22 protein-coding genes are annotated in these 22,718 nt (G+C 68.5%); 9 read left to right on the forward strand and 13 right to left on the reverse strand.

From position 1 onward, the window contains the following. Positions 1–2 precede the first annotated feature (2 nt). Positions 3–650 (forward strand): nitroreductase family protein, encoded by a 648-nt coding sequence (locus NMI01S_RS22340; RefSeq protein WP_439955960.1) that lies wholly within the window; start codon positions 3–5, stop codon positions 648–650. A gap of 39 nt (positions 651–689) precedes the next feature. Beyond that, the gene (locus tag NMI01S_RS22345; protein ID WP_039779771.1) at positions 690–1,010 is read left to right on the forward strand and encodes an ArsR/SmtB family transcription factor; all 321 of its coding nucleotides are present in this window, start codon (positions 690–692) and stop codon (positions 1,008–1,010) included. On the opposite strand, the gene NMI01S_RS22350 is transcribed toward NMI01S_RS22345, so the two are convergent. The 8 genes from NMI01S_RS22350 to NMI01S_RS22385 all read right to left on the reverse strand — a co-directional run bounded on the left by NMI01S_RS22350 (position 997) and on the right by NMI01S_RS22385 (position 10,058). Beyond that, on the reverse strand, positions 997–1,515 hold the full coding sequence (locus tag NMI01S_RS22350; protein ID WP_157126309.1) for a hypothetical protein: 519 nt from the start codon (positions 1,513–1,515) through the stop codon (positions 997–999). The two genes, NMI01S_RS22345 and NMI01S_RS22350, sit on opposite strands and share 14 nt — an antisense overlap. Further along, positions 1,512–2,801, reverse strand: a complete 1,290-nt coding sequence (locus NMI01S_RS22355; RefSeq protein WP_063920816.1) for an acyltransferase family protein — start codon at positions 2,799–2,801, stop codon at positions 1,512–1,514. Before NMI01S_RS22355 ends, NMI01S_RS22350 begins: the two co-directional genes overlap by 4 nt. Positions 2,802–2,916: 115 nt before the next feature. After that, the gene (locus NMI01S_RS22360) at positions 2,917–3,927 is read right to left on the reverse strand and encodes an SGNH/GDSL hydrolase family protein (protein ID WP_063000221.1); all 1,011 of its coding nucleotides are present in this window, start codon (positions 3,925–3,927) and stop codon (positions 2,917–2,919) included. Between the two features lie 53 nt (positions 3,928–3,980). Beyond that, on the reverse strand, positions 3,981–4,853 hold the full coding sequence (locus tag NMI01S_RS22365; RefSeq protein ID WP_063000223.1) for a cyclase family protein: 873 nt from the start codon (positions 4,851–4,853) through the stop codon (positions 3,981–3,983). Between the two features lie 111 nt (positions 4,854–4,964). Continuing rightward, entirely contained in the window at positions 4,965–6,569 is a 1,605-nt protein-coding gene (locus NMI01S_RS22370) for an ATP-binding cassette domain-containing protein (protein ID WP_063000225.1), read from the reverse strand. Further along, positions 6,566–7,423: an ABC transporter permease gene (locus tag NMI01S_RS22375; RefSeq protein ID WP_063000227.1), complete on the reverse strand. Its 858-nt coding sequence runs from the start codon at positions 7,421–7,423 to the stop codon at positions 6,566–6,568. Before NMI01S_RS22375 ends, NMI01S_RS22370 begins: the two co-directional genes overlap by 4 nt. After that, positions 7,420–8,454, reverse strand: coding sequence for an ABC transporter permease (locus NMI01S_RS22380; RefSeq protein WP_063920817.1), 1,035 nt, complete (start codon positions 8,452–8,454; stop codon positions 7,420–7,422). Before NMI01S_RS22380 ends, NMI01S_RS22375 begins: the two co-directional genes overlap by 4 nt. After that, positions 8,451–10,058: an ABC transporter substrate-binding protein gene (locus NMI01S_RS22385; RefSeq protein WP_063000229.1), complete on the reverse strand. Its 1,608-nt coding sequence runs from the start codon at positions 10,056–10,058 to the stop codon at positions 8,451–8,453. The genes NMI01S_RS22380 and NMI01S_RS22385 overlap by 4 nt, the downstream gene beginning before the upstream one ends. A 438-nt stretch (positions 10,059–10,496) precedes the next feature. Here NMI01S_RS22385 and aroF point away from each other — a divergent pair, with 438 nt between their 5' ends. From aroF to NMI01S_RS22410, 5 genes are all read left to right on the forward strand, one after another. Beyond that, positions 10,497–11,552, forward strand: coding sequence for a 3-deoxy-7-phosphoheptulonate synthase (gene aroF, locus NMI01S_RS22390; protein WP_063000231.1), 1,056 nt, complete (start codon positions 10,497–10,499; stop codon positions 11,550–11,552). Further along, complete coding sequence (locus NMI01S_RS22395) at positions 11,549–13,177, forward strand: HAL/PAL/TAL family ammonia-lyase (protein WP_063000233.1); 1,629 nt, start codon at positions 11,549–11,551, stop codon at positions 13,175–13,177. The genes aroF and NMI01S_RS22395 overlap by 4 nt, the downstream gene beginning before the upstream one ends. Positions 13,178–13,188: 11 nt before the next feature. Further along, the gene (locus NMI01S_RS22400) at positions 13,189–14,628 is read left to right on the forward strand and encodes a phenylacetate--CoA ligase family protein (RefSeq protein ID WP_063000235.1); all 1,440 of its coding nucleotides are present in this window, start codon (positions 13,189–13,191) and stop codon (positions 14,626–14,628) included. 14 nt (positions 14,629–14,642) lie between these two features. Then, on the forward strand, positions 14,643–16,466 hold the full coding sequence (gene asnB / locus NMI01S_RS22405) for an asparagine synthase (glutamine-hydrolyzing) (RefSeq protein ID WP_063000237.1): 1,824 nt from the start codon (positions 14,643–14,645) through the stop codon (positions 16,464–16,466). 79 nt (positions 16,467–16,545) lie between these two features. Continuing rightward, complete coding sequence (locus tag NMI01S_RS22410) at positions 16,546–17,238, forward strand: DUF8020 domain-containing protein (RefSeq protein WP_063000239.1); 693 nt, start codon at positions 16,546–16,548, stop codon at positions 17,236–17,238. 63 nt (positions 17,239–17,301) lie between these two features. On the opposite strand, the gene rlmN is transcribed toward NMI01S_RS22410, so the two are convergent. Then, positions 17,302–18,411 carry a dual-specificity RNA methyltransferase RlmN gene (rlmN, locus tag NMI01S_RS22415; protein WP_063000241.1) on the reverse strand — a complete coding sequence of 370 codons (1,110 nt, stop codon included), beginning with the start codon at positions 18,409–18,411 and terminating at the stop codon, positions 17,302–17,304. Between the two features lie 135 nt (positions 18,412–18,546). Between rlmN and NMI01S_RS22420 the strand changes: the two genes are divergently transcribed. Further along, positions 18,547–18,894, forward strand: coding sequence for a LapA family protein (locus NMI01S_RS22420; RefSeq protein WP_030513091.1), 348 nt, complete (start codon positions 18,547–18,549; stop codon positions 18,892–18,894). A 16-nt stretch (positions 18,895–18,910) separates the two neighbouring features. Here the strand turns inward: NMI01S_RS22420 and NMI01S_RS22425 are convergent, their stop codons facing one another. From NMI01S_RS22425 to pyrH, 3 genes are all read right to left on the reverse strand, one after another. Then, positions 18,911–19,798: a phosphatidate cytidylyltransferase gene (locus NMI01S_RS22425; RefSeq protein WP_063000934.1), complete on the reverse strand. Its 888-nt coding sequence runs from the start codon at positions 19,796–19,798 to the stop codon at positions 18,911–18,913. Positions 19,799–19,901: 103 nt separating this feature from the next. Continuing rightward, positions 19,902–20,459 carry a ribosome recycling factor gene (frr, locus tag NMI01S_RS22430; RefSeq protein WP_036503637.1) on the reverse strand — a complete coding sequence of 186 codons (558 nt, stop codon included), beginning with the start codon at positions 20,457–20,459 and terminating at the stop codon, positions 19,902–19,904. A 63-nt stretch (positions 20,460–20,522) separates the two neighbouring features. After that, a complete protein-coding gene (gene pyrH / locus NMI01S_RS22435) occupies positions 20,523–21,257 on the reverse strand; it encodes a UMP kinase (protein WP_030513088.1) in 735 nt (244 codons plus the stop codon). A gap of 197 nt (positions 21,258–21,454) precedes the next feature. Here pyrH and NMI01S_RS22440 point away from each other — a divergent pair, with 197 nt between their 5' ends. Then, positions 21,455–21,772 carry a hypothetical protein gene (locus tag NMI01S_RS22440; RefSeq protein ID WP_063000243.1) on the forward strand — a complete coding sequence of 106 codons (318 nt, stop codon included), beginning with the start codon at positions 21,455–21,457 and terminating at the stop codon, positions 21,770–21,772. A gap of 60 nt (positions 21,773–21,832) precedes the next feature. On the opposite strand, the gene tsf is transcribed toward NMI01S_RS22440, so the two are convergent. After that, entirely contained in the window at positions 21,833–22,657 is an 825-nt protein-coding gene (gene tsf, locus NMI01S_RS22445) for a translation elongation factor Ts (protein ID WP_036503639.1), read from the reverse strand. Between the last annotated feature and the right edge of the window lie 61 nt (positions 22,658–22,718).

Raw genomic sequence — 22,718 nt, forward strand, 5'->3', positions numbered from 1 at the left:
TGGTGACCAGGCTGAATCTCACCACCGACGAACTGCTCACCACCACCCGGGCGGTGCGCAAACGACTCGACCTGACCCGGCCGGTCGAACGCGAGGTGCTCGAGGAGTGCCTGCACCTGGCCACTCAGGCGCCCACCGGGCGCAATCGGCAACGCTGGGCGTTCGTGGTGGTCACCGACCCGGAAAAGCGTGCGGCACTGGCGAATCTGTACCGCAAGGGACTGATGGCGCCGACCGAGGTGGTCCCCGAGGACGGCATCGACTGGCGCGACGACCCGGCCCAGATCCAGCGCGGTCACGACAGCGGGCATCATCTGTTCCGGTATCTGCACCAGGTGCCGGTTCTGCTGGTGCCGTGCGTGCACATCGTGCGGCGCACCCGTCCCGGAGCCGTCGACCTGGCCAACAGTTTCGGCTCGATCCTGCCGGCCACCTGGAGTTTCATGCTGGCCGCCCGGGAACGCGGCCTCGGCACCGTGTGGACCACGCCGCATCTGCAGTACGAGCGCGAGGCGGCCGAATTGCTGGGCATTCCGTACGAATCGGTACTCCAGACCGCGCTGATTCCGGTGGCGTACACCATCGGCACCTCGTTCCGCCCGGCGGCGCGCACCGATCTGGACAACGTCGCGCACTGGGACACCTGGTGAGCGCGGCTGCGCCGTCCGCGACGCCGGTAGACTCGCACAGTGCGCGCGCTCGAACACCCCTCCGTCGACTCGGTCGCCCTGCCCACTCTGCTGCAGGCCCTCGCCGATCCGGTGCGCCTGGACATCGTCTGCAAACTGATGCAGCGCGAGGCGATCACCTGCGGCGGATTCGATGTCCCGGTGAGCATGTCCACGCTGTCGCATCATCTGAAGGTGCTGCGGATGGCGGGTCTGCTGCGCGTGATCCAGGAGGGCAGCTACCGCCGCAACGAACTGCGCTACGACGAGGTCGAGACCCGCTTCCCCGGAGTGCTGAGCTCTATTCTGCGCAATGTGCACGAGGGCATCACGGCTTCCTGAACGTCCGCACCAGCGGCCCGGTCGTGCTGGTCACACCGGTCGCGGTGGCACATCCGGCCAGATCGGGCGTCAAATAGATCCCGGCGCCGTCCACCTGATCGCCGAGGAATTCGCCGTCGACGACCGTGCCGGACACGACGATCACCGTCTGCCCGGCCGGTCGGTCGGCGAAGACCGTGCGGAAGCGAAAGGTGCTGTGGCGTCCGTTGTTCCAATCTATGCGGGAAGTGCCGACTCCCGCCGCCGGGCCGCAGCCGATCTCCGCCCGGCCGCCGGCGTGGGTGGTGCCGCCGGTGATCGACGGATCGCTCGAGGCGCACGACAGGGTCGCGTCGGTGACGATGGTCGTCGGCCGCGCGGTGGCGGTGAGGCCGGGCGTGTAGGTGACCGTACTGGTTCCGGCGCAGCGTGTTCCGACCTCGCCGGCGCGTGCGGACGGCGCGGTGCACAGGGTCACCGCCACCGTCCACGCCAGGACCACCGCCGTGACGATCATCGCCCTCATCGCTGCACCCCGTCCGCCGCAGGCGAATCCGACACCGCCGCAGGCGAATCGACCACCGCGATCGGCGGCGCGGCCGCGACACCCTCGGCACCGGATGCGTCCGCCGGCCTCGCGGTGTCCGCCGCCACCCCGGCGAGTGAGGTCAGCGTCGCGGTCGATACGGCGGGCAGCGACGACCGGCGCCGGCGCGGACGACTCCACCGGCGCACGATCGGCGATTCCACCGCCGAGTACAGGCCCCAGGCGAGCACGACATCGACCACCAGCAGCCCCAGCACGACCGCGAGCGCGACCGGAGTGGACCAGGCCGCCTGGATACCGAACAGCCGGACCCGATAGTGCAGGACCAATTCGTGAATCATGTAGAACGCGAACGAGATATCGCCCAGCCACACCACGAAACGCGCTCGCCACAGCGACGGTGTGCCCCGCACATCGGCGCGCGCGCCCGCCAGGATCAGCAGCGCGATCGGCACGATGGTCACCGCGTCGAGCGCGAACAGGTACGGCGCGTACAACAGACCCACATATCCCAGCACCGCCAGCCCGGTCGCCGGGGCGAGGGACAGCGGCGCGCGCCGGCCCGACAGCAGCAGCTTCGCCAGCAGGATGCCGAGCAGGAAGTCCAGGGTGCGCACGGGCGGGAACAAGTAGACGAACCAGAACTGGTACACCGGCACGTCCGGTGCGAACGGCACCCGCGGCCGGTCGGGCAGCAATCGCGCGATCAGCGGGAGCACGACGATGACGGCGATCACCGCGATCGTCACTGCCCAGAGCCGTTCGGCCCGGATCCGGTTCACCGCGGCCAGCAGCCAGGGGAACAGTAGATAGAAGAACGCCTCACAGCACAGCGACCAGGCGACGGTGTTCATACTGGCGAAGTTCTGCACGATCGGCAGCCAGGTGTGCACGAGCAGCAGATTGGGAATCGCCACCCCCGCGGTGACCGTCTTTCCCGTCCACAGCAGCAGCGCGAACGCGATCGCCCAGGTGAGCAGGTGATTGGGGTAGATCTTCACCGCCCGGCGACGCCAGAAGCCCACCGTGGTGTCGCCGGGACGCGCCGACCACGCCAGCACGAAACCGCTGAGCACGAAGAAGAATCCGACACCGGTCCACCCCGCCCGTTTCACCAGGAACGAGGCGGTGTCGGCGGCGCCGGCATCGGCGAAGAACCCCTCCAGCGAGACGTGCGTGCAGAACACGAGAAGTGCTGCGGCGAAACGCATTCCGGTCAATGTCGGCAGGCGGGGAACCTTGGTCGGTTGCGATGTGTCGGTCACGGAGCACCCTCCTGACGGGCGAAGGAAACGACGGCCCATCAAGTGTCGAAAAGGGTGATCCGGTCGTCTTCGGGCAACGGACCGGTTCGCCGGCCCGCCCTCGGTCCGGTCCGCGTCAGCACCGGACCGGTACTGCGGTCGCAAGCGTCGCGGCGAGCAGCCCGCCGAAGCGCTCGGCGATCAGCGCGTCGCCCGCGGCATCCGGATGCAGGCCGTCGACGGTGAGCGCGGCATCGCCGGCCCCGAACAGTTCCGCGCCGGAGACGAGATGCAGATTGTCGTCGCCCAGCCGCTGCAGGACCGCGACCACGTCCTCGACCAGCGCCCGGACGTCGCGCAGCGTGAGGCCGTGTGAATTCGGTTCGTGCTCGCGCTCCACCCATACCGGCGGCGAGAACGCGACCACCGGAACATCCGGATGCGCCGCGCGGATCGTCTCCAGGAATCCGGCCGCGAGCCCGCCCAGGGACCGGGCGGTGAACGGTCCGCGGATGTAGAGGTTCGGCCCCAGTTCCACCGAGATCAGGTCCGCGGGCCGGGCCGCGATGGCGCGTGCGACGAACGGGTCCAGATAGGCCTGGGCGGCGAAACCCAGATTCAGCATGCGCCAGCCGTGGGTTCGCGCGATCCGGGCCGGCCAGGTGTCGCTGGGCGTCTCGGTGATCAGGCATTGGGTGATGGAGCTGCCGTAGGTGATCCACTGCGGACCGTCGGATTCCCACGGTTCCACGGTCGCGCCCGCCGGTACCGACAGGGCTCCGACCCGCGTCACGGCCCCGCGGTGCGGCAACCACAGCTCTACCCGAGAACGCGTGCCGGGCAACGTCGCAACCACCTGCTCGGCACCCGAGCCCACCCGGACGCGCTGGGTGAGCCGCCCGTCGACGAAGACGTCGACGAACCGGGGCCGAGGCTGCCAGATCGGGGTGGAGTGCACGGGCAGCGTCACCTCGGCCGCATCGGTCACCAGTCCCAGCCGCACCCCCGTCGCCACGGCCGCGTGTTCGGCCAGTTCCGGAGAGAACGCGGCTGCCAGGCGGTCCGGAGGCAACCGCCATGGCTGCCGCCACTCCCCGGCGTCGCTCACCGCGACCACTCCGTCCCAGTTCATCAGATCATCGGTCACATTTCGATTGTCGTCGAAATCATGAAGAAATGTCCAGTACCTGCGCGGGCCGATCAGAACAGCGCGAAAACCCGTGCGGGCCCACCTGTTCCGCCGCCGTGCTTGGGCGCACCCACGATCAGCGTCGCGCCCGCGTCGGGCACCTGATCCAGGTCGGCGAGCGATTCGACGCCGTAACGCCCCGCCGGCAACCAGCTGCGATGAACCGGAACCGCATGGTCGCTACCCCGGTCCAGACCCGTGGAATCGACACCGATACCGACCACCCGGCGTTGCCGGATCAGGAAATCAGCGGCCTCGGCACTGAATCCCGGCCAGCGATAGAGATTGCGCCGCTCGTCGTAGTTGAGATAGGCCCCGGGTACCGAAATGCGGTGCGACCACCCCGAATCCATCGCCACGAAGGCGCCGTCGGGCAACGGACCGTGCGAGGCCTCCCAGGTGCGGATGTCGGCCACGGTCACCGCGGCGGACGGATCCCGCGCCGCCCGATCGGCGATCCGCAGCACCGCCAGCGGCGCCACCAGCTGGTCGGCCGGAATCCGGTCCACCGACAAACCCGTGTCGCTGAAATGCAGGGGTGCGTCGACGTGGGTGCCGACATGTTCGTAGGTGACGATCTCGTCGCCGTTGTATCGGTTCTGCGCCATCCGGGACACCGGAATCAACTGCGGCGGTTTGCTCACCTGTGTCCACACCGGAAAGTCCGGGGTCACGGTGTGGGTCAGATCGACGACCCGGCCGAATCCGCGACCACGCCCGGACGCCGCCTGCACCGGCGGCGCACCCGTCGCGACAGCCCCGGCCGCACCGACCACCAGACCCGTGGCCAGCGTCTTCAAGAATCCACGGCGAGCCGGACGGGGCGGGGCGGCGACCAGGCCGCACGGCGACGCCACACTGTCGATCAGTTCCGGAGCACACACAGACGATCTCCTTTCGCGACGGTGCCCCCAGTGTGCTGGCGCGCCGGGGCCGCGTCTTCGGGCCGTGGCCCGGATCCACGCCCCCGTCCCCAGCCCGGGATCGCCCGGCCCTCAACGGCTTTCGAACCGCGCGGCTCGGTCTCGCGCAGCCGGGAGCGTCGGCACCGCGGCGAGCAGTTCGCGCGTGTACGGGTCACGCGGGTCGGCGAACAGTTCGCCGGCCGGGCCGGACTCGACCACGCGCCCCGACCGCATGACCAGAATCTCGTCGCTGACGTGGTGGACGACACCGAGGTCGTGGGAGATGAACACCAGTGCCACACCGAGTTCCGCCCGCACCCGCAGCAGCAGATCCAGGATCTGGGCCTGCACCGACACATCCAGCGCCGACACCGGCTCGTCGCAGACGATCACGTCCGGCCCGGGAGCCAGTGCCCGCGCGATCGCGACCCGCTGCTGCTGACCACCGGACAGTTCCAACGGACGACGAGGCAGCACCGTCTCGGACAATCCCACCGCGGCCAGGAGCCGACGGGCGTGGCCGTCGCGGGCGGCGCGCGGCACCCGTCCCGCCTCCAGGGCCTCGGCCAGGACCCGGCGCACCGTGAACCGCGGATCGAACGATCCGAGCGCATCCTGGAACACCGCCTGGACACTGGTGCCGGGAGCAACCGTCAGGGAACCGGAGTCGAGCCGCTCGAGCCCCAGCAGCACCCGCGCGAAAGTGCTCTTGCCCGAACCCGATTCGCCCACCACACCGACCACCCGGCCGGGCGCGACCACCGAATCGACCCCGTCCAGCGCGACGGTGACCCCGCCGTCGGGCTTACCGAAACGGCGGTGCGCGCCCGCCAGTCGCACGAGCGGTTCCGTCGTCGTCACCGCCGCCCGGGCGGGCAACTGCGCGGCGAGATCGAATTCGACCGGCGAGAGCCGCGCGCCCCGGGTATGCGCCGAGGGCACCGCGGCCAGCAGCAGTTCGGTGTACTCGTGTTCGGGACGGCCGAGTACTTCGGCCGTCGCGCCCTCCTCGACGATCCGGCCGTCGCGCATCAGGACGATCCGATCCGCCACCTCCGCGACCACCGCCAGGTCATGGCTGATCAGCAGCACACCGGTGCCGGCATCGCGAATGTCGCGCAGCAGCGTGAGGATCTGACGCTGGACGGTGGCGTCCAAGGCGGTGGTCGGTTCGTCGGCGATGAGGAACTGTGGTTGCGCCGCAAGGGCACTCGCTATCAGGACCCGCTGGCGCAGACCCCCCGAAAGCTCGTGCGGATACTGCCGCAACCGGTTGACCGGATCGGGTACTCCCACCCGCCGCAGCAGCTCCAGCGCACGATCGGGATTCGAGGCCGCGGGGACGCTGCGGTGCACCCGCAATGCCTCGCCCAGCTCCTGCCCGACCCGCCGCAACGGATCCAACGACGCCAGCGCGTTCTGGGTGACATAGCCGACGGTGCTGCCCCGCACGGTCCGCCAGCGCCGCTGCGACCACCCGCGCGCGTCGTGGTCGCCGATGCGCAGCCGTGCCGCCCGCACGCGGCCGTCGCGCTGAGTGAGCCCGATCAACGCCCGTGCGGAAACGCTTTTGCCGGAACCGGATTCACCCACCACGGCCACGCATTCCCCCGCCCGCACCCGCAGCGAGATGCCGTGGACGACTTCGGTCTCGCCGAAAGAGACGGTGAGATCCTCGAATTCGAGTGCCGTCATCGCGCGGTCCTTCCTTCCGCCAGGCGCTGCCAGTACCGGCTCAGCACCGTGATCGATACGACCGAGGCGACCACGAACAATCCTGGGAACACCCCGATCCACCAGGCCCGGCCGACGAGATTGCGTCCCTCCGACAGCATCGAGCCCCATTCGGGCGTCGGCGGTATCACGCCCAGTCCGAGAAAACTCAGGCCCGCACCCGCCACGATCGCGGTGCCCACGCCGAGTGTCGCCAGCACCACCAGCGTCGTCAACGCATTGGGCAGGACGTGACGCAGCGCGATCCGCCGTCTGCTCTGCCCCAGGGTGCGCGCGGCCTCCACATATCCGCTGTGGCGCACCTCGAGCGCCTGCGACCGAACCAGCCGGGCGTAGTACGGAATGGTGGCCAGCCCGATGGCGATGGCCGAATTGCGCGCTCCCGGCCCGGATACCGCGATCACCACGAGCGCCAGCAGCATCCCGGGAAAGGCCAGCATGGTGTCGGTCAGCCGCATCAGCACCGCGTCCAGCCACCGCGACGGGCCCGAGGCGAGCAGTCCGATCACCGCGCCCAGGCCGAATCCGATCGCCGTCGCCGCCACCCCGATGCCCAGCGAAATCCGCGTGGCGTGCACGGTTCTGGCGAAGACGTCGCGGCCGAGTTGATCGGTGCCGAACAGGTGCTCTCCGCTCGGCGGCCGCAGGGTCTGGCGGCGGGCCATCGCGGTGGGGTCCACTCCGGTCACCAGATCCGGCACCAGCGCGGCGACGACCAGGAAGGCGAAGACGAGGGCGGCGATCCATACCGGCCACGGCACCGAACGCAGTCGAGCCCCGGGACTACCCTTCAGGGCTTCGGACCAGCTGCTCACGGCGTCCCCTTTGCGACGGGTTCGGCATCGGCCACGACCGCGCCCGCACCGGCGACGCTCGCCGACGCCGCGGCCTGCGTGCGCACCGGACGCGCGCGGGGCGCACGAAGCCGCGGATCGAGGACCAGATACAGCAGATCCACCACCAGATTGATCACCACGAACAGCACCGCGGCCAGCAACACCACCGCGCTCACCACCGGAAAGTCCTTGGTGGTCACCGCGTTCACGGTGATCCGGCCGATGCCGGGCCGCGCGAACAGCGTCTCCACCAGCACGGTCCCGCTGAACAGCGTGCCGAGCATCCAGCTGGTCATGGTGACCGTGGCCAGCGATCCGTGGCGCAGCGCGTGGCGCACGCGCAGGCCGGGCTCGGACAGTCCGCGCGCCCGCAGTGTCGCGACGAACGGTTGTTCCAGGGTCCGGTCCAGATTCGCGCGCAGCACCTGCCCCAATTCGCCCGCCATCGGTACCGCCAGGCTCAGCGCCGGCAGCACCAGACTCGCCGTGCCGTGGGCACCGGCGACCGGGAAGATGTGCAGACGGAAGGCGAATGCCGTGATCAGCAGCAGTCCCAGCCAGAACGGTGGCAGTGATACCGCGAGCAGTTCCGCGCCGGAGACCGCCGCACGCACGAACCGCCCCCGGCCGGCCGTCGAGGTCGCCGCCACCACGGCCACCAGGACGGCGGGTACCAGGGCGCACAGCGCCAGCTCCGCGGTGGGCCGAAGTTGGCTCAGCAGCAGCCTTTTCACATCCTCTTGCAGCTGATAGGAACGGCCGAGATCGCCGGTGAGCGGACGCACCACGGTGTGCAGATACTGCCGCCACACCGGCTGGTCCAGTCCCAGATCGGCGGCGATCTGCGCTCGGACGCGCGGCGACGCGCTGGTCTGGGCGCCCAGCAGGGTGTCTACCGGGTTTCCCGGCGCCAGCCGCAGCGCGAAGAAGGTCAGCGTGACCGCGCCCAGTAATACCAGCGCACCGGTCCAGATCCGGTGTACGAGGATGCGAACCACCTGCCCGGTCACGAGTGATCCACCCAGGTGTCGTAGAAGTTGCTCCAGCCGTTGGCATCCAGTCCGAAGCCGTGCACACGGGCGGCAGCGGTGTAGACACCGGTGAAGACGTAGATCGGCAGGGCGTACGCCTTGTCGAGGATCAACTGCTGCGCTTGCTTGTAGACGGCGCCACGCTGCGCGGGATCGGCGGTGGCACGGCCCTGCTGCAGCAGCGCGTCCAGTTGCGGGTCGGCGACCTTTCCGTTGTTGGCGCCGCCCTTGGCAACCGAGCGGTCCGACTGGTACAGCGTGGCGAGCACATCCGCATCGGATCGGCCCCAGCTGGCGCCGACCAGGTCGTAGCCGTTGCCGCCGACGATCGTGGTGTAGGTCCCGTAATCGACCGGGGCGAGCCGCAATTCGATGCCGACCTTCTTCAGATCCTGCTGCACCGCCTGGGTGACGAGATCCCGGGACTCGCGCACCAGATTCGAGGCGTAGGGCAGCACCAGGCCGAACCGGTGACCGTCCTTGGTGCGATAGCCCTGGGCGTCGCGCCCGGTGTAGCCCAGTTCGTCGAGCAGGCGGTTGGCCTTCGCCACGTCGTACCCCGGTCGCTTCTCCACCGAGGCGTCGTAGCCGGGAGTCGAGGCGGACAGCGGTCCGTACGCACGCGGGTAGACGCCCAGATAGATGCTGTCGACGATGCCGTCGATATCGATCGCCGCGCACACCGCCTGCCGCGCCCGGATATCGGAGAACGGCTCCTTCGACTGATTGAAGAAGAACGTGTACGGCGCCCCCGGCGCATCACCGCGAACGATCCGGTACGCCGGATCCTGCTGCAGCGCTTGATAATCCGCCGGCGGCGTACCCGCGATCACGTCGACCTGCCCACCCCGCAGCGCGCCCGTGCGCACCGCGTCCTCGGTGAGATACCGGACCGACAACTTGTCCAGATACGCCGGACCGGTGTGCCGCGCGGTCGCCGGCGGCCAGGTGTAGTCCGGATTCCGTTCGAATTCGATGCCCTGGCCGTGGGTCACGCTCACCTCCCGGAACGGTCCGCTCCCCACCGCGTAGCGGCCGCCTCCGCACAACTCGTCCGGATGTTCGGCCAGCACCTTCGGTGAGTAGAACCCCAGGTAGGCGGTGCTGGCCGCCTGCAGGAACGGCGAATACGGCTGGGTGAACCGGACTCGCACGGTGTGGTCGTCGATGATGTCCGTGCCGGCGTAGGGCCCGAGCAGACTCGCCGCGTACTGCGATTTCGTGGCCGGCGCGAGAATGTGTTCGAAGTTGGCCTTCACCGCTGCGGCATCGAATGGGGTGCCGTCGAAGAATTTCACATCCGGGCGCAGTGTGAACACATATTCTTTACCGTCGGCGGAAATCTTCCACGCGCTCGCCAGCCACGGAGCGAAGGTGCCGTCGGATTTCTGCGCGACGAGCGAGTCGAATACGTTGCGCTGCAGTTCGCCGACGATGTCGCCCGGACTGACATGCGGATCCATGCACGTCGCGTCGCGATAGGAGGCGTAGGTCAGCGTACCGCCGGAAACCGGCGTGGCGGATTCCTGATCCGCGCCGGAACCGCCGGACGAACAGGCTGTGACCAGCGCTACCAACGTCATTATTGCCGCGATCGATCCGGAAATCGACCGACTCTTTTTTCGCATCACACATTCTTTCGTCGGCGCGCCGGGCGCGCATCGGACGGGCTACGGGGTATTTCAGTGAAGTCGACGACAGGTCGGCACACACCTTTTCGCCGAAGACGGATTCCAAACATTGACAAAAGCTATCCGCGGGGAGCGAGGTAATTCGACCGGCAAAAGTCCAGTACAGAAATGTGGGGACGGCCCACAGCCGGGGACGGAACCCGGTCTCCGGTACGGGTCGATGTCCGGAAAACACGCCGCTGGACCCGAACGCAATAGGGCCGTGGCCGGAAGACCGATATTCCCGGCCGAAACAGAATGATTTGCGATCGCAATTCGATCGTTTTCTTCCCGCCTGGCTCGCACCAATGCTGCTGCCCCAGGGTTCGGCGACCCGAGGAGGCCGACACGATGACCGTCTACGTAGCGCACACCCGCGGCGATATCGACGAAAACCGGTTGCAGGACCTGTTGTCCCGGATCCGGCAACTGCCCGCCGCCGCGACCACCCGGCGCACCCGCGACGGCTTCCTGATCGTGGCGTGGGGCGCCTCCGGTCCCGTCCTGGAGGCCGAACTCACCCGCAGTGAGTATGTGACCCGCGTACTGCCGGAAGGGACGTCGTTTCCGCTCGCGGCCAGGGCGCATCGACCGGAGGGTTCGGTGGTGCACGTCGGCTCGGTGCCGGTCGGCGACGGCCGACCGGTGATCATCGCCGGGCCGTGCTCGGCCGAGACCCCGCAAGTGCTGCTGGAAACGGCCCATCGGGTGAAGGCCGCCGGCGCGGCCATGCTGCGCGTCGGCATCTTCAAACCGCGCACCTCCCCCTACAGCTTCCACGGCCTCGGCCACATCGGGCTGCCGCTGCTGCGCGAGGCGCGGGCGCAGACCGGACTTCCGATCGTCACCGAGATCCTCGACGCCCGCGACATCGAACTGGTCGGCGATGCCGCCGACGTGCTGCAGGTCGGCGCGCGCAATATGCAGAACTTCAGCCTGCTCACCGAATTGGCGCTGACCGGGCGACCGGTACTGCTCAAGCGCGGCATGTCGGCGACCGTGCACGAATGGCTCAACGCGGCGGAGTATCTGCTCGCGCACGGCAACGACAACGTCATCCTCTGTGAGCGCGGGATCCGCACGTTCGAGCGCTCGACCCGGTTCACGTTGGACCTCAACGCCGTTCCGGTGGTCAAAGAACTATCCCACCTGCCGATTCTGGTCGACCCGAGCCACGGCACCGGCGCGACGCGATATGTGCCGCCGATGTCGGCCGCCGCGCTCGCCGCCGGCGCCGACGGACTGATCGTCGAGGTGCATCCGCGCCCGCACGAGGCGCTCTCCGACGGCGCACAGTCGCTGGATCTGGCGCAATTCGACCGCTTCGCCGCGGATCTGCGCGGGCTCGCGAGCGCACTCGGCCGGGAATTCGTCTCCGCCCCCGAACTGCTGGCCGAACTGTCATGACCACCACGAGTACCGAACTGGTTCTGGACGGCAACGGTTTACAACTCACCGACGTGGCGGCGGTGGCGCGCCGCACCGCGCCGATCTCGGTCAGCATCGCACCGGTGGCCCAGGCCGGGATGTCGGAGTCGGTGCTGCTGAAGAACGAACTGCTCGAAACCGGGATACCGATCTACGGCGTCACCACCGGATTCGGCGACAGCGTCAACCGGCAGATCGCACCGTCGAAAGCGGCTGCGCTGCAGCGCAACCTGATCCTGTATCACCTCAACGGCGTCGGTCCGATCGCGACGCCGGAGATCGCCCGCGCCACCATGCTGATCCGGGCGAACTGCCTCACCCGCGGGCCGTCCGCGATCCGCCCCGATGTGGTGGCGACGTTGCTGCGGCACCTCGACGAGGACATCCTGCCGCTGATCCCCGAACGCGGATCACTAGGCGCCAGCGGCGATCTGGTGCCATTGTGCTACGTCGCGGCGGCGCTCATCGGCGAGGGCGAGGTGCGCTACCGCGGCGAGACCCGGCCGGCGCTCGACGCGTTGCGCGAGGCGGGCATCGCACCGGTCGCGCTGGGCCCGAAGGAGGGCCTGGCGCTGATCAACGGCACCTCCTTCACCGCGGCCTTCGCGGCGCTGGCGCTCACCGACGCGGCCGAGCTGGCCTACGCCGCCGACGTCGCCACCGCGATGACCTGTGAAGCACTGCTGGGCAACGCTTCTCATTTCCACCCGTTCGTGCACGCCAACAAGCCCCATCCGGGTCAGGGCGCCAGCGCCGCGCTGATCCGGGAACTGCTCGCCGATTCGAAACTCACCACCAGCTACGAGGAGATCCTGGTCCGCCGCGACACCCTGGACGGGCGCGGGTTCCTGCTGCTGGACCACCGCATCCAGGACAAGTACTCGGTGCGCTGCGCACCGCACGTCAACGGCGTGCTGCGCGACAGTCTCGAGTGGACCCGCAGGTGGGTGGAGACCGAGATCAACTCCTCCACCGACAATCCGCTCTTCGCCTGGGAGACAGGCGAATTGCATCACGGCGGCAACTTCTACGCCGGCCACGTCGGACAGGCGATGGACAGCCTGAAGGTCGCCGTGGCCAGTCTCGCCGATCTGCTGGACCGCCAGCTCGCCCTGGTGGTGGACGAGAAGTTCAACGCGGGCCTGACCGCCAATCTCGTCGCGCCGGTGCCCGAGTCCGACCGGCAGTCCGGCCTGCACCACGGGTTCAAAGGCATGCAGATCGCCGCGTCCGCGGTCACCGCCGAGGCGCTCGGTCTCAGCGGTCCGGCGACCGTGCTGTCACGCTCGACCGAATCGCACAACCAGGACAAGGTCAGCATGGGCACGATCGCCGCCCGGGACGCGCGGACCATCATCGAGTTGACCCGGCAGGTCACCGCCATCCACCTCGTCGCGCTCGCGCAGGCGATCGATATCCGGGGCGCCGGGCAGGCCGCACCCGCCGTGCGCCGGGTCCATGAACTGATTCGCGCGCACGTCCCCTTCACCGACCGCGACCGCCGCATGGACCGCGATATCGAGCGGGTCGCCCGGCTGATCGCCGACGGATCGGTGCGTGCCGCCGCCGGCGTTGCCGATCCCCTTTTCACCCCCCACGGTTAGGAGCCGTACCGATGTTGCTGTTACGCGATGCGCGGACGCGCGCGAAGAACGAGGCCCTGCTGGACGAACACACCCACCTGGTTCGCTCGGTTCTCGACGGCACCGCCGACCTCGACCGGGTTCACGCCGAGAAACTGTTGCGAACCGTCCGGGCCGCCGCCGGCTCCCCCATGTACGAGGGACGGCTGCCGGCCGATCTGCTCGCCGAGATCGACGCGGGCACAACGATTTCCGACGAGCGGGTGCTCAGCGAGATCCTGCCGTCGCTTCCGCTGCTCGGCAAGCGCGAACTGGGCCGGTTCGGGGCCGAGGCGTTCACCCGGCCGCTGGACGAATTCCTGCACTACTACGAATCCTCCGGCACCACCGGCGATCCCGCCGCCGCGCCGAAGGCGCTGGACGATCTGCTGGTCAACACCGTCAACATCGGCGAGATGTGGGCCCGGCTGCTGCAGCCGAAGGATATCGCGCTGATTCTGATCAACGCCCCGTTCGCCCCGGCCGCCTACCAGTTCGAGAAGGCGCTGGAATACCTCGAGGTCATGTCGCTGCGGCCCTGGGTGGACAACATCACCGGCGACTACACCCGGGTGCTGCGGCTGGTCGACCAGCTCGGCGCGAACGTCTTCGTCGGCCCCCCGTCGCGGCTGCTGGAAATGGTGCAGTTCGCCCACCGCAACGAACTGCCCGCGCCGCGCTTCGATCGGCTGCTGCTGATGGCCGAGCAGACCGGCCCCAGTTTCCGCCGTCACCTCGAACGCCTCACCGGCGCGCGATCGTACGTATCCTCCTACGGCTCCTCCGAGACCGGAACACCCGCGGTCACCTGTGAGCAGGGACAGCTCCACCTGCAACCGCAGAGCTTCCTGCTGGAGTTGGCCGACGACAACGGAATTCGCCGCATCGGGAACAGCTCCGATCGCGGTGAACTGGTGCTGACCACGCTCGATCTGCCCGCCCGGCCGCTGTTGCGCTACCGCACCGGCGATCTCGTCGAGATCGACGCGACTCCGTGCCCGTGCGGGGTCCGCACCCCGATCCTGCTCACCCAGGGGCGTTCCCAGGATCTTCTGGTCCTGGACCGCAACGGTATTCGGCAGAACGATCTCGAGGCGGCGGTATGGGAACAGCCGCTGCCCGCGGCGACGGTCTTCAACTACATGGTCGTCGTGCGCGGCCGCCAGGTCGTCTTCCTGGTCACCTACGACGGCGACCCCGCCGGTCCGTGGACCGACGTGCTGACCGGCCGGTTGCGGGCGCTGTTCGGCCGCGAGGAAGTGACCGTCCGTCCGGTGCCGGTCCTGCCGCCGCTGGCCTCTCTCGGCCAATACCTCGGCTGGAAACTCTCGCGGGTCCTCGACCTCGACGACGAGAAGAACTGGGACCGGCTGCCCGCCCCGATCGACGCCGTGGTGCGGCAGACGATCGCCGAACTCGCACCCGGTGCCTGAGGAGGCGACGACTCATGTCCGCAATCACCGGCTGGCTCGACCGCGACCGCGATCTGCGCGAACACACCACGACGGTACGGGCCATGTCCGACGCACTCGCTCACCGCGGTCCCGACGGCGGCGGCATCTGGCTGGAACGACGAATCGCGCTGGGCCGCAACGTACTCGCGGTGGCCGATCTGCTCGACAACGGGCAGCCCGTCGTCACCGGCGAGGCCGGAAGGCCGATCGCGGTGCTGACGCTGTCCGGCGAGCTCTACAACACCGCCGAACTCCGCCATGAACTGACCGCCCGGGGCCACGCGTTCACCGGCGCCACGGACCCGGACGCCGAGGTGGTGCTGCACGCCTACCTGGAGTGGGGCGCCGGCGCGGTGAGCCGCCTCGACGGCATGTTCGCCTTCGCCGTGTGGGACGTGCGTCGCGGCGAACTGCTGCTGGCCCGCGACCGGCTGGGCATCGAACCGCTCTACTACGCCGAACACCCCGGCGGCCTGCTGTTCGGCTCGGAACCGAAAGCGTTGCTGGCCAACGAGTTGTTCCGGCCCCAAGTGGATGTCGAGGGACTGATCGACATCTTCACCGTGGCGATGCGGCGGCCCGGTGACGCGGTCTATCGCGGACTGCGCGAGGTGCGGCCGGGCTGGATCGTGCGCGCCGATCACAACGGCCTGCACCACCACCGGTACTGGCAGCCGGTCAGCGCGCCGCACACCGACGATGTCGACACCACGATCGCCACGCTGCGCGAGCTGCTCACCGATATCGTCGAGCGGCAGACCCGCACCGGCACGGCCGCCGGGCTGCTCTCCGGCGGCCTGGATTCCAGCGTCATCACGGCCTTGGCGGCGCGGGCTCGTGGCGATGCGAAACTGGCCACCTATTCGGTCGACTTCGCCGGCAGCGACACCGATTTCACGCCCGACGCGCTGCACGTCAGCCGGGACGCGCCGTACGTGCGCGCGGTGGTGGACCATGTCGGCACCGACCACACCGAGGTCCTGCTCGACGCGCCCGCTCTGCTGGACGAGATGGGGGAAACGTTGCGGGCGCGCGACATCCCTGGCGTCGGTGATCTCGATGTCTCGCTCTACCTGCTGTTCCGGGAGGTCCGCCGATACGCGGACGTGGTGCTGTCGGGAGAAGGCGCCGACGACATCTTCGGCGGATACCCGTGGTTCGCGGCCGAGGCCACCGCGTCCAGCGGCGGTTTCCCGTGGGCCGCGGGCAACACCGACCGCAACGCGATGCTGTCGCCCGAACTGCGCGCCCATCTCGACCTGGACGCGGCGGTGGTGCACCGGCATCGCGAGGCCGTCGCCGAACTGGTCCCGCTCGACGGTGAACAGGGCCCGGACCGGCGCATCCGGGAGGTCTTCCATCTCGAACTCACCCGCTTCCTGCCGTTCCTGCTCGACCGCAAGGACCGGATGAGCATGCGTACCGGCCTGCTGGTCCGGCTGCCGTTCTGCGATCACCGGCTCGTCGAATACCTCTGGAACGTGCCGTGGGATCTCAAGCGCCACGGCGGCCAGGAGAAGGGAATCCTGCGCGCGGCGGCCGAGCCGTGGCTGCCACCACAGGTCGCCAAACGCCCCAAGAGCGGTTTCCCGTTCGGCCAGAGTCCGCAATATCTCGCCGCGGTGCGCGAGGCCACCCGAGCCATGCTGGCCGACCCGACCGCCCCCGCACTGGCGCTGCTGAATACCGGCGCACTCGCCGAACTCGCCGAGGGCGATCGCTGGCACAGCGGCACCTTCACCCCGCCGCCCTGGCTGCCTCGCGCCCTGCAGCTCAACACCTGGCTGCGCGACTACCACGTCGAGGTGCGGCTGTAGCCGCACCCGGCACGTACCCACCACCGGCCCCCGTCGACAACCGATGGTGCGGACCGGTTTCGGGAGAGGAAAGGAAAAGATGAGGAAAATGATCGCGGCGAGCGCACTGCTGGCCACCACACTGAGTGTGGCGCTCGCCCACGCCGATCCGGGCGAAGCCGGCGCGGTGAACTTTACCGCCACCACGACTCCGACGTCGACGATCATCCGCACCGACAGCGGTTCGCTGACCGACGAGGGCGGCGTCTTCACGATCGAGGCGGCCGACGGCACCGTGCTCGCCGGCACCGAATTGTCCTTCCGGGTGGACGATTTCGTCTTCCCGATCGCCGCGGACATCTCGGGCCACACCGCGACCCTGACACCGCGACTGGATCTCGCGCACGCGACATACCGCCCCGTCGCGCTGCCGTACGAGAATCAGGCGCCGTGGAAAACGCCCTACGACCGCGAACAGGCCGCCTGGTCCCGCCTGACCAGCACGATCGGAGCGGGCGCCACGATCGGCACCCTGGTCGGCGGGCTCAGCGGCGGCGCGATCGGCTGCCTGCTCGGCGGCATCGCCGGAGCCACCGTCGCCTCCGCGACGATCGTCGGCCTGTTCGGCCCGTTCGTTCCGGCGGCGGTGGTGGGCTGCGTCGGCGGCATCGTGGCGATCGGCGCCCTCGGCACCCTGATCGGTCAGCTGCTGGTGACGGCACCGGTGGCGATTCTGGCCGCGGCCCAATACTTCACGACCGTCAACCAGCCGTTCACCAAACCGGCGGGATAGGCGGTGCGGGCGGGCTTCCGGATCGCCGGAGGCCTGCCCGACGGCCATCCCGTCGAGTGGTGTCTAACCCTCTGCGGCCAACTGTCCGCAGGCCGCGGCGATCTCCTGCCCCCGGGTATCGCGCACCGTGCACGGCACCCCCTGTGCCTCCACCCGCCGAACGAATTCCCGCTCAACAGGTTTCGGTGAGGCGTCCCACTTCGAGCCCGGGGTCGGATTCAACGGGATCAGGTTCACGTGGCCACGGGCGCCCAGCGCCTTGTGCAGCTTCTGGCCGAGCATGTCGGCACGCCACGGCTGGTCGTTGATATCGCGGATCAGAGCGTATTCGACCGAGACCCGGCGACCGGTCTTGTCGGCGTAATACCGTGCGGCGTCGAGGACTTCGGCGACCGACCAGCGATTGTTGACCGGCACCAACGTATCTCGCAATTCGTCGTCCGGCGTGTGCAGGGACACGGCCAGCGTCACCGACAGGCCCTCGTCGGCCAGTTTGCGGATCGCGGGGGCCAGGCCGACGGTCGACACGACCACGTTGCGCTGCGAGATACCCAGGCCGTCCGGCGCGGGAGAGGTGATCCGCCGGACCGCCGCCACGACCCGCTTGTAGTTGGCGAGCGGCTCACCCATGCCCATGAACACGATGTTCGACAGACGACCGGCACCACCGGCCACCTCGCCGTCACGCAGCGCCGCGGCGGCCGCGCGCACCTGGTCGACGATCTCGGCGGTGGAAAGGTTGCGGTTCAGCCCGCCCTGCCCGGTCGCACAGAATGGGCAGGCCATACCGCAGCCGGCCTGACTGGAGATACACAGCGTGTTGCGGTCGGGGTAGCGCATCAACACGCTCTCGAGCAGGGTGCCGTCACCGGCGCGCCACAGGGTCTTGCGGGTGGTGCCCTCGTCGCAGACGACCTGCCGCACCTCGCTGAGCAGCGGCGGGAACAACGCCTCGGCGATCTTCTCCCGCATCGGCTCGGGCAGATCGGTCATCTGGCGCGGATCGGCCTGCAGCCGCCCGTAGTACTGCCGGGCGATCTGATCGGCCCGGAATTTCGGCAGTCCGAGTTCCTCCACCGCCTGCCGCCGCTGGGCCGAATCGAGGTCGGCGAGATGCCGCGGCGGCATTCCACGGCGCGGAGCATCGAAAACGAGCGGCAGGGAGGTAGTCATAACCCTTCCAGTGTCGCATTGCCGGTACGGGCCCGCCGCCCGCGGGCAGGGATAACCCGATCACAGTTACGGCGCGGGCGAACGGGTATTCCCCAGATACACCTATCCGCCATAGCGATCGGGAATGATCGAAATATGACCAGCGACGCAGTACCGAGCCACGGACCGGACCCGGTCCCGCACACCGATCCCCCGCGCGTCGACACTCCGCCCTCGACCGCACCCGTCCGCCGCAACCGAGCCCTCAAGACCCGCGCGGGCTATACCTGGGTGGCGCTGGTCGCGGCGGCGGTCATCGGGGTTCTGCTGTTGATCTTCATCCTGCAGAACCTCGATCAGGTCCGGATCCACCTGTTCTTCTGGCAGTTCAACCTGCCGCTCGGCGTCACGCTGCTGCTGTCGGTGATCGCCGGAGCGCTGGTGATGGCGCTGGCCGGCGGCTGGCGGATCATGCAGTTGCGGCGCGCGGCGAAGCGACGCTGAGCCCGAGCAAGGGGGGTCAGAGCAGGGCGGTCAGCACCAGCCAGGAGACGAACGCCGAGGGCAGCATCGAGTCGAGGCGGTCCATGATGCCGCCGTGCCCGGGCAGCAACGTGCCCATGTCCTTGATGCCCAGCTCGCGCTTGATCTGCGATTCGATCAGATCACCGCAGGTCGCCACGAGCACGACCGCGACGCCCAGCAGCACGCCGATCATCGAATTGGCCTGCAGCAGCAGCGTCACCGTGAGCAGTCCGCCGATGATGCAGAACACCAGCGATCCGGCGAAACCCTCCCACGATTTCTTCGGGCTGATGGCCGGCACCATCGGATGGCGGCCGAACAGCACGCCGGCCACGTAACCGCCGACATCGGAGCAGACCACCAGGATCATGAAGGTCAGCACGCGGAGATTGCCGTCGTCCTGCTGCAGCATCAGCACCGCGAAGGAGGCCAGCAGCGGGATCCAGGACACCACGAACACCGTGATCGCGGTGTCGCGCAGGAAGTTTCGCGGCGTGGCCGCCAGGCCGTGGTCGAACAGTCGCCACACCATGCACACCAGCGCGGTCGCCGCGAAGGCGCCCGCCACACCCTGGGTGCCGTAGGGCCACGCCAGCCAGATCATCGCCTGCCCTCCGGCGATGAGCGGCACCCGCGGCACCAGGACGTCGGCCTCGCGCAGCCGCTTGGCGACCTCCCAGGTGGCGATCGCCATCGCGACCGCGATGACCCCGATCAGAACCTTCGGAACGAACAGCAGGATCGCGATCAGCGATGCGCCGAGGCCGACACCGACCGCCAGCGCGGCCGGTAAATTGCGACCGGCGCGGGAGGGCTTACCGCTCGGCTGCGCCGAGGGCGTGTCGGGAGCCGGTGTTGCACCGGCCGGGTCGCTCGCCGGCATCGTCTCGCCGGCTGCGGCTTCTTCGGCCACGATTGTCCCGTCGCTCACTTATTCGTCCACTCCATCCCCGGGCCCGTGCCGCATCGTCGCGCCGGGCCGAGTCTCACACCTCGAGCAGTTCCGATTCCTTGTGCTTGACCAGCTCATCGATCTGGGCCACGTACTTCTGGGTGGTCTTGTCGAGTTCCTTCTCGGCGCGACCGACCTCGTCCTCGCCGGCCTCGCCGTCCTTCTGGATGCGGTTCAGCTCGTCCATCGACTTGCGCCGCACATTGCGAATGGCGATCTTGGCGTCCTCCCCCTTGGATTTCGCCTGCTTCACCAGTTCGCGCCGGCGTTCCTCGGTCAGCTGCGGGATCACCACGCGGATGATGGTGCCGTCGTTGGTCGGATTCACGCCCAGATCCGAATTGCGGATCGCGGTCTCGATCGTCTGCAACTGCCCCTGCTCGTAGGGCTTGATGACGACCATGCGCGGCTCGGGCACGGTGATGCTGGCCATCTGGGTGATCGGCGTCGGCGAGCCGTAGTACTCGACCACGACCCGGTTGAACATGCCCGGGTTGGCGCGGCCGGTCCGAATACTTCCGAGGTCGTCCTTCGCCACCGAGACAGCCTTTTCCATCTTCTCCTCGGCGTCGAAGAGCGCTTCATCAATCACGACCGTTTCCTCCACAGCATCGTTTCGGGGCCCGGAATTCGCGAGGACCGATCCCCGCAGGGTTCAGGACCGAACCAGTGTGCCGATTTTCTCACCGGCCACCGCGCGGGCGATATTGCCCTTGATCAACAAATTGAACACCAGCATCGGCATCTGGTTGTCCATACACAGACTGAACGCGGTGGCATCGGCCACCTTGAGTCCCCGCTCGAGGACTTCCTTGTGCGTGATCTCGGAGAACATGATCGCCTCCGCCTCGACCTTGGGGTCGGCGGTGAAGACGCCGTCGACGGCCTTGGCCATCAGTACCACCTCGGCGCCGATCTCGAGCGCGCGCTGCGCCGCGGTGGTGTCGGTGGAGAAGTACGGCATGCCCATACCGGCGCCGAAGATCACCACACGGCCCTTCTCCAGATGCCGCTTCGCACGCAGGGGCAGGTACGGCTCCGCGACCTGTCCCATGGTGATGGCCGTCTGCACGCGGGTGTCGACACCCTGCTTCTGCAGAAAGTCTTGCAGCGCAAGGCTGTTCATCACGGTGCCGAGCATACCCATGTAATCGGAGCGAGCCCGTTCCATGCCGCGCTCCTCGAGTTCGGCGCCGCGGAAGAAGTTGCCGCCACCGATGACCACCGCCACCTGCACGCCGGTCGAGACGACCTCGGCGATCTGCTCGGCTACGGTCTGGACCACATCCGGGTCGAGCCCGACCTCGCCGCCGCCGAACATCTCCCCACCCAATTTGAGGAGTACTCGGCGATAGCCCTTGCGGTCGGGCGCCGTATCCGGGTCCGTCATCGGTCTCCTAGTCCTCGGCAGTCGAGCGAGCGCACGCACAGGAAATTACCCTCCCGGGCGCGATTGTTCGCGCGGGACGGTAACACGCTGCGTCCATCCTGCACCACGAGCGGTCGCGCCGGTGAGCCGACCCTCGAATACACGGCAAATACCGATCCCAGTGCGAAACGTTGTTGTTTCAAATAAGGTGCGGGCGCATGACGATCACTCGCCGCACAGTTCGAATCCTCTGCGCCGCGGCACTACTCGGCGCCGCACCCCTCGCCGTCGCCTCGCCCGCCGCAGCGGCGGTCGTTCCCCTGACACCGGAGGCCGGCCCGGCGGCGGACCACGCCGGTTCCGCGGCGCCGGCCGGTTTCACCGGTCCGATCCCCACCGGCAGCACCGAGGCCGCGTTCGGCAGCGTCGACAGCGGCACGCCGATCATCAGCCTGCTGCCGGCGATCCCGTACCTGGCGAACTGGGCCATCACGGGCAGCAGCGGATGCATCAACCCCGGCGGATGCGGCGGCTGATCGATGCCGAAAGGCCCCCGGCACAACGGAATTCGTCGCGCCGGGGGCCTTCGCGGGGTATCAGGCCTGACCGACCTCGAAGCGAGCGAAGCGGGTGATGGTGACACCGGCGTCGTCCAGCAGCTGCTTGACGGTCTTCTTGCTGTCGGTGACCGAGGACTGCTCCAGCAGGACGACGTCCTTGTAGAAGCCGTTCACGCGGCCCTCGACGATCTTCGGCAGCGCGGCCTCCGGCTTGCCCTCTTCCTTGGCGGTCGCCTCGGCGATCTCGCGCTCCTTGGCGACGACCTCTGCCGGGACATCCTCGCGGGTCAGGTACTTGGCCTTCAGCGCGGCGATCTGCATCGCGGCAGCCCGAGCGACCTCGGCCGCGGCGTCGCCCTCACCCTGGTACTCGACCAGCACGCCGACGGCCGGCGGCAGGTCCGAGGAACGCTTGTGCAGGTAGGTCGCGACCGGGCCGTCGAAGGACACGACGCGACGCAGCTCGAGCTTCTCGCCGATCTTGGCGGCCAGCTCCTGCACCACCTGGTCGGCGGTCTTGCCGTTGACGTCGACGGCCTTGAGCGCCTCCAGGTCGGCCGGGCGCACCTTGGCGGCGGCGTCGACGATGTCGCCGGCGGTGTTCTGGAACTCGTCGTTCTTGGCGACGAAGTCGGTCTCGGAGTTGAGCTCGATCATCACGCCGTTCTGCGCGGCGACCAAGCCCTCGGCGGTGGCGCGCTCGGCGCGCTTGCCGACATCCTTGGCGCCCTTGATCCGCAGCACCTCGACGGCCTTGTCGAAGTCGCCGTCGGTCTCCTCCAAGGCCTTCTTGCAGTCCATCATTCCGGAGCCGGTGAGCTCGCGGAGCCGCTTCACATCCTGGGCGGTGTAGTTCGCCATCGTGGCGAGCCTCCTCGAAGATTTACGAAAGTTGTCAGGTCTCTTAGCACCACCATGCCGA

This window comes from Nocardia mikamii NBRC 108933 (assembly GCF_001613505.1).
Lineage (GTDB): Bacteria > Actinomycetota > Actinomycetes > Mycobacteriales > Mycobacteriaceae > Nocardia > Nocardia mikamii.